This is a genomic window from Streptosporangium amethystogenes (assembly GCF_000721075.1).
In the GTDB taxonomy this organism is placed as follows: Bacteria; Actinomycetota; Actinomycetes; order Streptosporangiales; family Streptosporangiaceae; genus Streptosporangium; species Streptosporangium amethystogenes.
This window is the reverse complement of sequence record NZ_JOEQ01000016.1, coordinates 142,367-153,926: the sequence shown is the minus strand read 5'-3', so window position 1 is coordinate 153,926 and position 11,560 is coordinate 142,367. Positions and strand designations below refer to the sequence as shown.

Below are 11,560 nucleotides of genomic sequence, written 5' to 3'. Positions count from 1 at the left end.
GACCCGCAAGATCGACGTCAACGCCCAGGGCGAGATCCTCGCCCTGAAGACCACCATCAACACCATGGTCGACCAGCTCTCCTCCTTCGCCTCCGAGGTCACCCGGGTCGCCCGCGAGGTCGGCTCCGAGGGCCAGCTCGGCGGCCAGGCCCGGGTCGAAGGCGCCGAGGGCATCTGGAAGCGCCTCACCGAGAACGTCAACGAGCTCGCCGCGCGCCTCACCACCCAGGTGCGCGCCATCGCCGAGGTCACCACCGCCGTCGCCACCGGTGACCTGACCCGCTCCATCACCGTCGACGCCGAGGGCGAGATCGGCGAGCTGAAGGACAACATCAACATGATGGTGGCGGTGCTGCGCGACACCACCACCGCCAACCAGGAACAGGACTGGCTGAAGTCCAACCTGGCGAGGATCTCCCGCCTCATGCAGGGCCATCGCGACCTGATGGAGGTCGCCAAGCTCATCATGAGCGAGCTGACCCCGCTGGTGTCGGCCCGCTACGGCGCCTTCTACCTCGCCGATCCCTTCGGCGACCACGACCTGCACCTCATCGCCGGATACGGCGTGCGACCCGGCAGCGGCCCCCGGCAACGGTTCGCCACCGGCGAGGGCATCATCGGCCAGGCCGCGCTGGAGGGCCGGGGAATCATCCTCAGCAACGTGCCCGCCCGCTACCTGACCATCGACAGCGGACTCACCACCTCGACGCCCGCGCAGATCGTCGTGCTGCCGGTCCTGTTCGAGACCCAGGTGCTCGGCGTGCTGGAACTGGCCTCGTTCAGCGAGTTCAGCGAGATCCACCACGACTTCCTGAACCAGCTCGTCGAGACCATCGGTGTCACGATGAACACGATCATCGCCAACTCCCGTACCGAGGACCTGCTGACCGAGTCGCAGCGTCTCACCACCGAGCTGCGGGAGCGTTCCGACGAGCTCCAGCGCCAGCAGGAGGAGCTGCGCCGCTCCAACGCCGAACTGGAGGACAAGGCGGCGCTGCTGGCCAAGCAGAACCGGGCCATCGAGATCCAGAACTTCCAGATCGAGCAGGCCCGGCGCACGCTGGAGGAGCGCGCCGAGCAGCTCGCGGTCTCCTCGCGCTACAAGTCCGAGTTCCTCGCCAACATGTCCCACGAGCTGCGCACCCCGCTGAACAGCCTCCTCGTGCTGGCCAAGCTGCTCACCGAGAACGCCGACGGCAACCTCACCGCCCAGCAGGTGGAGTTCGCCAGGACGATCCACGGCGCCGGGTCGGCCCTGCTCCAGCTGATCAACGACATTCTCGACCTGTCGAAGGTCGAGGCGGGGCGGATGGACATCCATCCCCAGCAGATCTCCCTGCCCAAGCTCGTCGACTACTTCGAGGCCACCTTCGCCCCGCTGGCCCAGGACAAGGGCCTGTCGTTCACCGTCGAGGTCGACCCGTCGATACCGCAGGAACTCCGCACCGACGAGCAGCGCCTCCAGCAGGTGTTGCGCAACCTGCTCTCCAACGCGATCAAGTTCACTCCCAAGGGTGAGGTACGGCTACGCGTGATCCACGCCGGTCGCTCCGTCGCCTTCGTGGACGACACCCTGCGCGGCGCCGACGGCATCCTGGCCTTCGAGGTGGTCGACACCGGCATCGGGATCGCATCGGACAAGCTGGAGGTCATCTTCGAGGCGTTCCGCCAGGCCGACGGCACCACCAGCCGGAAGTACGGCGGCACGGGTCTGGGCCTGTCCATCTGCCGCGAGATCGCCCGCCTGCTCGGCGGCGAGATCCATGTGATCAGCAAGGTCGGCGAGGGCAGCACCTTCACCCTCTACCTGCCACCGTCCTACGGCGGTCCGTTGGCCTCACGTGACGGGGGGGCGAGCGCCCCCAGTGCCTCCTCCCGCAACCCGGCGCTCATCGGCGTGCTCGAAGGCTCCGACGACCTGCCGGAGCTGGCGCGGGGCGACGACATGCCCCTGCCGCACTTCCCCCCGCAGGGCGAGGGCAAGCCGTGGAAGGGCGACGACCCGCTGACCGGGGCGAAGATCCTGATCGTGGACGACGACATCCGCAACGTGTTCGCACTGACCAGCGTGCTCGAACGCTACGGCTCCACGGTGATCTACGCGGAGAACGGCCGCGAGGGCATCGAGCAGTTGGAACGTAACGAGGACGTCGCCCTCGTCCTGATGGACATCATGATGCCGGAGATGGACGGCTGGGCCACCACCTCAGCGATCCGCCGGATGCCACAGTTCGCGGACCTGCCGATCATCGCGCTGACCGCTAAGGTCATGCGAGGCGACCGGGAGAAGAGCATCGCATCCGGCGCCTCCGACTACGTGCCCAAGCCCGTAGACGTCGACCGCCTGCTGGAACGGCTACGCGGCTGGCTGACCAGAGGCAAGCCGACCGGTGACTCCGACGAAGGCGTGTGATCGATGCCGGACAGAGCCAAGATCCTCCTGGTGGACGACCGGGAGGAGAATCTGATCGCGCTGGAAGCCATCCTCAGCTCACTCGACCTGATACCGGTCCGGGCGAAGTCCGGGGAGGAGGCGCTGAAGGCCCTGCTCGGCACGGAGTTCGCGCTGATCCTGCTCGATGTCCGGATGCCGGGCATGGACGGGTTCGAGACGGCGGCCCACATCAAGCGTCGCGAGCGCACCCGCAACATCCCGATCATCTTCCTCACCGTGGTCGACAGCGCGCCCGACTACGCCTTCCGCAGCTACGCGGCGGGCGCCGTCGACTACCTCACCAAGCCTTTCGACCCCTGGGTGCTCCGGGCCAAGGTCGCGGTGTTCGTGGAGCTCTACAACATGAACCGCAGGATGGCCGAGCAGGCCGCCATGCTCCGCGAGCGCCTCTCCGCCGAGCTGCCGCCCGGTGAGGCGGACGAGCAGGCGACCGTGCTGCCCGAGCTGTCCAAGCGCCTGGCCGCGGTCGAGAAGGAGCTCGCCCGGGTCACCGAGCTGGCACACAAGAACGACGTTCCCGGCCTGGTAGGCCCGATATCCGATCTGACCAGCCGCCTCAACCACCTGCGCGCCGGCTTCGACGCCCTCACCTGACCAGGGTCGCGAAGCGCGAACCTCAGCGGCGGGCGCGCTCCAGGGCGTCCCAGAAGCCGCGGCGCAGGGCGTGGCGGACCTCGTCGTGCAGCAGGAAGTCGATCGGCAGCGAGGAGCCCTGGAGCAGCCGTGCCTCCAGGTCCGAGGGCATCCGGGGCTTACGGGCGAGAACCGCCTCCAGCCACAGGGCGGGGGCGTCCTTGGCGACGGACTCGCCGAAGTCGTGGCCTTCCTTGTGCGCGGCCTTCACCGCGTCGGAGAGGGTCGTCGCGGCACCGGTCCCGGTGCTCTGCGTCGGCACGGGGGCCGACTGAGGGCCGCTGTAGGCGCCCATCTGCGACGCCTGGTAGCTCGGCATGCCGCCGGTGTTGCCCAGCGAGTACTGCGGGGCGGACGGCAGCGGACCGGTCGAGCCGTTGACGGCCGCGTGCGACGGCGTGGGAGCGGGTGAAAGCGGCGGTGTCTGGGGGGGCGAGGCGGCCGGGGCGGCCGGGGTCGCCGGGGTGGTCTGCGACTCCTGGGGGTAGCTCGGATAGGCGGAGGGCAGCGCGTGCTGGGCATGCGCCGCACGGGGTGCCTGGACCGCGGGGACCGGGCCGGTGGCCGGACCGGCCACCGGGGAGCCGTTGCTGCCGCGAGTCGCGACGGGGTGGCCGTTGGTACCGTGCTGGTGGCCGTTGACCGCCAGGGGCGGCGCCTCGTCGCCGATCAGGCTGACGTGCGGCCGCAACTGGCCGGCACCGACCTCGATCAGGTCGTCGCACTCCTGGCGGAGCGTGCGGGAGACGGCCCAGCTGCCGTCGGCGCTGATGTGCACCACGGTGACCCGGATACCGAGATCCTGGGCGTCGCAGACGACCTGCGCCAGGTCCTCGTCGCCACTGACCACGACCGCGTCGCAGACCGCGCCGTTGCGGGCCAGCGTCATCAGGTCGCGATGAACCTGGGCGTCGACGCCCTCGCGGCGCCCGGGGCGGATACGCGACAGGCGGAGCTTGAGGCCGGGGATGTCGGCCAGCGTGTCGTGCTCGGGAGTGCGCCGCCCCTCCACCGTCGCCTCGTACCAGTAACAGCGGAGCAGCGGCAGGCCGGTACGCTCTCTCGACAGCTTGTTGAGCAGTTGGAGCAGCCCCGGGTAATCCCAGGAGACCGCCTCGCGATGGCGGGTTCCGTGCACCGCCATCGCGCCGTCGGACAGCAGGTAACCGGCGTCCACGAACAGCGCGCAACGATCCACCTGACACCGCCCTTCCTACGTGGCCCGATCCTCTGGCTCAGACAAGCCCGAAAGAGCCCAGACAGACGGCCCTTCCTCAGGGTAATCAAGCGACTGACCGTCCGAGGGTGAATCCCGACGATTCCACCCGCGCTCGACCATACGCCGGACCGTTTACGCAGACCGTACCAGTTTGTCCCGTTCGTCAACCCCCTCCGCAGGGTGCTTATACGCCATCCATCTCCGAGGTCTTGCACCGCGTCCGTCCTACCGGCGGCCCGGCCCCCTCGAAGGCGCCTACGGAGCGGTCCGTACGCTCACCGCCGCCGCGCCGAAAAGCAGGACGTCCTGGTGCGTGCTGAGCTCCAGCACCGGGGCGCGGCCGAGGCGTGCCCGGAAGCGGTCCACATCCGTGCCGAAGGTCGCGCGGGTGCCTCTCGCCCCGGTGGCGGATCCGTCGAAGGGATTGCGCGGGTCCCGCTCCCCTCCGGCGGGCCGGAGGGTCCGGCCACCGAGCCTCACCCGATCACCCACGACGCCCGCGTCACCCTCCCAGGTCACCAGGGCCACCTTCGCGGGCGCGTCGGTGGGCGTCAGACCTCCGAGCGGTATCCGCATCGAGCGATGCCCCCGCTCCAGCACCGTCGCGGTGTCGACCACGACGGTCTGGCTGTACGGCCTGCGCGGGTCGGCCACGATGATCACCAGGCTCCACCCGGCATGGCGCGAGAGGCCCGGCCGTATCGAGGCGTCGGCCACCCAGTACGTCCCGCGCGCCCTGCCCAGCAGCCGCGTCACATCGGCGAACGCCTGGTAGCCCCGCCCCACGGGCAGCTCTCGCTCCACCACCCGCGCAGCCCTGACCTGCCGGTACTCCGTCTCCCCCGGCACCTTGAGCTTGATCCGCCCGCTGGGAGGCGCGCTCGCCGACCAGTAGAGCCCCGCCCAGACCACCTTGCCGGCCGCCGGCGGTACGAGCCGGGCGGCGCTTGAGGAGCTCGTCGAAGGATCCCCGTCACGATCGAGGGGACGCATCTCCCAGCTGTTGTTGTCGCGCCGGCCGCCCTGCCCCGCGCGGGCCGCCTCGCACCCTGGCTCCGAGGGCGCGCAGCTCAGCAGGGTGTTGCCGATCGCGGAGACGGCCACCCGGCCGTCGGTGGCGAACCGCGCCGGAGCACCCTCCGCCCGTACGCCGCTGCGCGACCTGGCGGCCACCCGCGTCCCCGCCGTGGAGACCGTGACCGAGGGCACCGCCCCGTAGGCCGCGTCGTCCGACACCAGGACTCTCAGGAAGACCGCCGTGGCCCGGCCCGCCGGCAGCGGACCGCGGACGCACCGGGCACCTCGCCGCCACGCCCGGCAGGACCAGCCGTCGACCGTGCCGACCGGTGTGACGGCACCGACGGAGTGTCCCCCGCGGGATCCGGAGGGCAGCGTCACACCGCGCGGCAACCCTACGTAGGCGACGACCTCCTCGCTCTGCCCACGACCCGCGTTGCGCAGCCGCACCGCCACGATGCCGGCCTCGGACCTGATCAGGGCACCGAGCGCGTCGATCCTGGCCACCAGGCGGGGCGCGAGCCAGGAACCCGTCCGGCCGTCCTGCCCCGTTCCCGTCGGCCCCGGCCCGGTCTCGGCCGGCTCGCCGGCGCCGGCCCCGCCGCTCTCCCCTGCGGACGCCTTCGGCTGTCCGGAGGGTGTCGGTACGACGCCTGGGAGCGCCGGGGCCATGACGATCGGCTCGGAGGCCGCGCTCGGCGGGGGCGCGGGCTCCGCACCCGATACCAGCACGAGCGTGGCCGCCGTCACGACCGCGGTGGTGACCGCACCGGCCATGACCGCGCGTCGCACGGCTCGGGGAGCCCGCCGCCAGCGGCCGGGCAGTCCGCCCCCCGTCGTGACGCCCATCCTGCCGAGCGCCACCAGGTAGGCGGGGAACACGGGACCGACGACGAGCGGGCCGATGACGGAGCGGATGCTCTGGCCGATGCCGGTCAGCTCCGTGAGCACCGCGCGGCAACCCGAGCAGCCCTCCAGATGCTCGTCCACGATCCTGCTCTGTTCCCTGGTCAGGCCGCCACGGATGTGGTGGCCCAGCCTGGCCAGTGCGGGCCGGCACTCGGGCGCGGTCGTCTCGGCCAGGTGGATGCGCAGGCACGCCTGGCGCATCCCCTCCCGCGCCCGGTAGGCGAGCGCGGCCGCGCCGTTCACCGTCAGGCCGAGCAGGAGTCCGGTGTCGTCGGGCCTGGCCCTCTCGACCTCGGCGTGCCACAGGACGAGCTGCCACCTCTCCGGCATGGACAAAAAGGCCCTGGCCACCGGCGAGCCCTCCAGGTCCGCCGTACCGGAGGTGTCACCGACGGTACGGCGGAGGGCGGTGAGCAGGTGGACGCGGAACGCCTGCTCCGGGCCGTCTCCCTGGTCGATCACCTGGTGAACCGCCGCGAACGTCTCCTCGACGACGCTCTCGGCCCCGCTCTCGGCACCGAGGAGCAGGCGGGCCAGCGCGTACGCCGCGGGAGCGTGCCGCTGGTGGAGCACCCGGTAGGCGGCCACGTCGCCGTTCCTGACGGCGGCCAGCAGTTCAGCGTCGCCTTGAGATGTTTTCACACTCATTGTGACCTCACCATTACCCGGAGTTGCCTGCCGGATAATCCCGCAGTCCGCGCCGCGCGTAAACCCGGATCGCACTTTTGCCATCCGGCGGCCGGATCGGCGCCGCTCCCCGGCGGCCCCGGATCGGGCGGTCTTCCGGATCGCCCTAACCTTGGTGCCATGAGCGATCGCGAGAACCTGCTGGCAGAGATCAAGGGCAAGGGTGTGGTGCACGGCAAGGTCGTGTTGTCCTCGGGCAGAGAGGCCGACTTCTACGTGGACATGCGCCGGGTGACCCTCGACGGGCAGGCGGCACCGCTGGTGGGGCGGGTCATGCTGGACCTCACCGAGGATCTCGACTACGAGGCGGTCGGCGGGCTGACGCTGGGCGCCGACCCGGTGGCGACCGCCATGCTGCACGCGGCCGCCGCGCGGGGCAGGACGCTCGACGCGTTCGTGGTGCGCAAGGCGCAGAAGGCCCATGGCATGCAGCGCCGGATCGAGGGGCCGGATGTGGCGGGGCGGAGGGTGCTGGCGGTGGAGGACACCTCCACGACCGGCGGATCCCCGCTGACCGCGGTGGAGGCGTTGCGCGCGGCGGGTGCCGAGGTCGTGGCGGTCGCCACGATCGTGGACCGGGGGGCCTCCCAGGCGATCGCCGATGCCGGGCTGCCGTACCGGACCGCCTACACCCTGGCCGACCTCGGCTTGGACTAGAGGATCGACCGGCGCCTGCCGGGCCTTCCACGGAGGGGACCGGTCTCGGTCACCGCGGCGCGCCTCGTGAGGCGCCGTCCGGCCGATCCTCGCCACGGCGAGGATCGGCCGGAGCACTACCGGTTTCGGGAGACCGTGAACTCCTGGCGCCCCACCTCGCCAGGTGCGCGGACGGTCCCGTTCACCTGGACGCGGACCGCGGCGGAGTCGGCCAGCACGACGTCGACCTTGGGGTCGAAGGACTGGAACTGCTCGCCCCTGGTCATCTCCCGGTCGAGCAGCACATCACCCCCGGTGACCTTCAGGAAGACCGTGGGGCAGTGCTCCCGCAGGCACTCGACGAGGACTGTCGGCACCCGCTCGGCGGTGGCGGAGGCGGCCGGAGAGGCGTCCTCCGGTGACGTGCCGGTGATCGGCGCGGCCGACGGGTCCGCCTCGGCGCCGGAGCTGAGACTGCCGATCAGCGAGAGAACCCCGACCACGATCAGGACGACGAGAGCCAGCGCCGCCAGTCCGGCGAGGACCAGGCGGGCTATACCCATAGGGTCAGACCTGTGGCGTCCCACACAGTGGAGATTAGCGGTTCATGAGGATATTTCACGACTGACCCGGCGGATCAGTCCCGAAGCCCCGAAATCCTAGAAGATCCCCTATAACCAACCAGGTCATACTGGAGATCCCGTACCGGCGAGCGCCAAGAGTCCTCCGGAGGTTTCCTACCGGTGGGCGCCAAAACCATGCAGGGGGCACATCCGTACGCCCCGAAGTGGTGGCGGAGCTATCCGGCTGGGAAGGAACCCGGAATACTGGCCCATGGGCGATGTCCTCATAGCCCCGTGCCAGCTGCCCACAGCCGTCTCCAGGAGATGACACGATGCCCATCGCGACCCCAGAGGTCTACGCCGAGATGCTCGACCGGGCCAAGGCGGGAGGTTTCGCCTATCCGGCCATCAACGTGACCTCGTCACAGACCCTCAACGCCGCGCTCAGAGGGTTCGCCGAGGCGGAAAGCGACGGCATCGTCCAGGTGTCGACCGGCGGCGCCGACTTCCTCTCCGGCACCACGGTCAAGAACATGGTGTCCGGCTCGGTGGCCCTGGCGGAGTACGCCCGTGTCGTCGCGGCCAACTACCCCGTGACGATCGCCCTGCACACCGACCACTGTCCCAAGGACAAGCTGGACGGTTTCGTGCGCCCGCTGCTCGACATCTCCCTTGAGCGGGTCGCCAGGGGTGAGGACCCCCTCTTCCAGTCGCACATGTGGGACGGCTCCGCCGTGCCGCTGGACGAGAACCTTGAGATCGCCAGGGAGCTCCTGGAGAAGACCGCTCGCGCGAAGATCGTCCTTGAGGTGGAGATCGGCGTCGTCGGCGGCGAGGAGGACGGCGTCGTCGGCGAGATCAACGAGAAGCTCTACACCACCCCCGAGGACGCCCTCGCGACCGCCGAGGCCCTGGGCCTGGGCGAGCGCGGCCGCTACATGCTCGCCGCGACCTTCGGCAATGTGCACGGCGTCTACAAGCCCGGCCACGTCAAGCTGCGGCCGAGCGTGCTCAAGGAGATCCAGGACGCGGTCGGCGCCAAGTACGGCAAGGAGAAGCCGTTCGACCTGGTCTTCCACGGCGGCTCGGGCTCGCTGCTTGAGGAGATCCACGAGGCCATCGCCTACGGCGTGGTGAAGATGAACATCGACACCGACACGCAGTACGCCTTCACCCGCCCGATCGTCGACCACATGTTCAGGAACTACGACGGCGTGCTCAAGGTCGACGGCGACGTCGGCAACAAGAAGGTTTACGACCCCCGCTCGTACGGCAAGGCCGCCGAGACCTCGATGGCGGCACGAATCGTCGAGGCCGCCCAGCACCTCAAGTCGGCGGGCACCAAGATCTCCTGATCACCCGGCGGCCGACGCAGACCGGGAATTCTCGGTAGAGAAAGCGTCTTGGTCCGGGTAGAACCGGTCAATGTTCGGAGGGTCCCCGCCAGGTCACGAAATCGGCTTCCGAAAAATCCCCGGGAGCCGATCTTGGCCTGGTGCGGGTTCACCAGATAGGACTGTCTCTATGGAATCGCACGAGAACCTTCTCGCCGGCCCGCCGCCCACCCTGCTCCCGGACCTGCCCGAAGCTCGACAGGCGCTGGAATCCGGCGCCCAACCATCCGACGTCGCCGCGCGTTTCCCCGCCTATCCGACCGCCTGGGCGGCACTCGCGGACGAGTACTTCGCGGCGGGACACGCCGTGACGTCGTACGCCTTCGCTCGCACCGGCTACCACCGGGGCCTGGACCAGCTCCGCAGGGCGGGCTGGAAGGGGCACGGCCCGATCCCCTGGGAGCATCTGCCCAACCAGGGGTTCCTGAGGTGCCTGCACGCACTGGCCCGCGCCGCCCAGAGCATCGGGGAGAAGGAGGAGGCCGAGCGGTGCTTCCAGTTCCTCAAGGACTCCAGCGCCGAGGCTTCCAAGGAGCTGACCGGCCGCTGATCCGGCCCCGATCCGCCCCTTGATCTGCCCGTGGGATCTCTCGCCCGAGGTGGGAGATCCCCATTTCGGACGCCGTCGGGTATTCTCACCACGCAAGAGCCCCTGTAGCGATTGCGCCAGGGGTTTCGTTTTTGCGGTGGGAGAATCACAATGCCGGCTGTCGTTCTCGTTGGTGCCCAGTGGGGCGATGAGGGCAAGGGTAAGGCTACCGACCTACTTGGTGATCAGGTCGACTATGTCGTCAGATACCAGGGAGGCAACAACGCGGGCCATACGGTCGTCATCGGCGACCAGAAATATGCGCTGCACCTGCTGCCGACGGGAGTGCTCTCACCGAACGTCATCCCCGTGATCGGCAACGGTGTCGTCATCGACCCGGGCGTGCTGCTGAGCGAGATCGACGGGCTTGAGGCCCGCGGGGTCTCCTCCGAGCGGCTGCTGATCTCCGCCAACGCGCACCTGATCATGCCGCACCACAAGGCCCTCGACAAGGTCACCGAGCGCTACCTCGGCAAGGCCAAGATCGGCACGACCGGGCGCGGCATCGGCCCCGCGTACGGCGACAAGATCTACCGGATGGGCGTGCGGGTCCAGGACCTGCTGGACCCGGGCATCCTGCAGAAGAAGATCGAGGTCGCGCTGGGGGAGAAGAACCAGATCCTCACCAAGATCTACAACCGTCGGATGATCGACGCGAACAAGGTCCTGGACGAGTATCTCGGCTACGCCGAGCGCCTCAAGCCGCACATCGCCGACACCTCGCTGATCCTCAGCAGGGCCCTGGACGAGGGCAAGGTCGTGCTGCTCGAAGGCGGGCAGGGCAACCTGCTCGACATCGACCACGGCACCTACCCCTTCGTCACCTCCTCCTCCCCGACGAGCGGCGGCGCCTGCTCGGGTTCCGGCATCCCGCCGACCCGGCTCACCCGCGTGATCGGCATCCTGAAGGCGTACACCACCCGCGTCGGCTCGGGTCCGTTCCCGACCGAGCTCGACGACGAGATGGGCGACTGGCTGCGCACCACCGGCGGCGAGTACGGGGTGACCACCGGCCGCAACCGCCGCTGCGGCTGGTTCGACGCGGTCATCGCCCGGTACGCCACCCGTATCAACGGTGTCACCGACTACTTCCTCACCAAGCTGGACGTGCTGTCCGGCCTGGAGAGGATTCCGGTCTGCGTCGCCTACGAGGTCGACGGGGTCCGGTATGACGAGATCCCGATGACCCAGACCGACTTCCACCACGCCAAGCCGGTGTACGAGGAGTTCCCCGGCTGGCAGGAGGACATCACCGGCGTCAGGAGCTTCGAGGACCTGCCCGCCAACGCGCAGGCGTACGTGAAGGCCCTGGAGCAGATGAGCGGCTCCAGGATCTCCGCGATCGGCGTCGGCCCCGGCCGCACCGAGACGCTCCAGATCCACCCGCTGATCTAGGTCCGTTCCCGCCGATCCCCGCCGCGGCGGGGATCGGCCGGGTGACGCCGCACGAGTACGGTG

9 protein-coding genes are annotated in these 11,560 nt (G+C 69.6%); 6 read left to right on the top strand and 3 right to left on the bottom strand.

Annotated elements, in window-relative coordinates:
• Positions 1 to 2,413 (top strand): ATP-binding protein (locus IG98_RS0123760; RefSeq protein WP_037971070.1); only part of this gene is annotated, 2,413 nt, incomplete at its 5' end.
• Between the two features lie 3 nt (positions 2,414 to 2,416).
• Entirely contained in the window at positions 2,417 to 3,049 is a 633-nt protein-coding gene (locus IG98_RS0123755; RefSeq protein WP_030916154.1) for a response regulator, read from the top strand.
• Between the two features lie 22 nt (positions 3,050 to 3,071).
• Here IG98_RS0123755 and IG98_RS0123750 read toward each other — a convergent pair whose 3' ends face one another.
• Both IG98_RS0123750 and IG98_RS0123745 read right to left on the bottom strand, forming a co-directional pair.
• Positions 3,072 to 4,286 carry an NYN domain-containing protein gene (locus IG98_RS0123750; protein ID WP_030916153.1) on the bottom strand — a complete coding sequence of 405 codons (1,215 nt, stop codon included), beginning with the start codon at positions 4,284 to 4,286 and terminating at the stop codon, positions 3,072 to 3,074.
• 276 nt (positions 4,287 to 4,562) lie between these two features.
• Positions 4,563 to 6,881 (bottom strand): zf-HC2 domain-containing protein, encoded by a 2,319-nt coding sequence (locus IG98_RS0123745; RefSeq protein WP_211264072.1) that lies wholly within the window; start codon positions 6,879 to 6,881, stop codon positions 4,563 to 4,565.
• Positions 6,882 to 7,040: 159 nt separating this feature from the next.
• Between IG98_RS0123745 and pyrE the strand changes: the two genes are divergently transcribed.
• Complete coding sequence (pyrE, locus tag IG98_RS0123740) at positions 7,041 to 7,577, top strand: orotate phosphoribosyltransferase (RefSeq protein WP_030916149.1); 537 nt, start codon at positions 7,041 to 7,043, stop codon at positions 7,575 to 7,577.
• A gap of 116 nt (positions 7,578 to 7,693) precedes the next feature.
• Here pyrE and IG98_RS0123735 read toward each other — a convergent pair whose 3' ends face one another.
• Complete coding sequence (locus IG98_RS0123735) at positions 7,694 to 8,119, bottom strand: hypothetical protein (protein ID WP_030916148.1); 426 nt, start codon at positions 8,117 to 8,119, stop codon at positions 7,694 to 7,696.
• Between the two features lie 332 nt (positions 8,120 to 8,451).
• Here IG98_RS0123735 and fbaA point away from each other — a divergent pair, with 332 nt between their 5' ends.
• From fbaA to IG98_RS0123720, 3 genes are all read left to right on the top strand, one after another.
• The gene (fbaA, locus tag IG98_RS0123730) at positions 8,452 to 9,474 is read left to right on the top strand and encodes a class II fructose-bisphosphate aldolase (RefSeq protein WP_030916146.1); all 1,023 of its coding nucleotides are present in this window, start codon (positions 8,452 to 8,454) and stop codon (positions 9,472 to 9,474) included.
• Positions 9,475 to 9,643: 169 nt separating this feature from the next.
• The gene (locus IG98_RS0123725; protein ID WP_030916144.1) at positions 9,644 to 10,063 is read left to right on the top strand and encodes a DUF3151 domain-containing protein; all 420 of its coding nucleotides are present in this window, start codon (positions 9,644 to 9,646) and stop codon (positions 10,061 to 10,063) included.
• Positions 10,064 to 10,213: 150 nt separating this feature from the next.
• A complete protein-coding gene (locus IG98_RS0123720; protein ID WP_030916142.1) occupies positions 10,214 to 11,497 on the top strand; it encodes an adenylosuccinate synthase in 1,284 nt (427 codons plus the stop codon).
• The last annotated feature ends 63 nt before the right edge of the window (positions 11,498 to 11,560 follow it).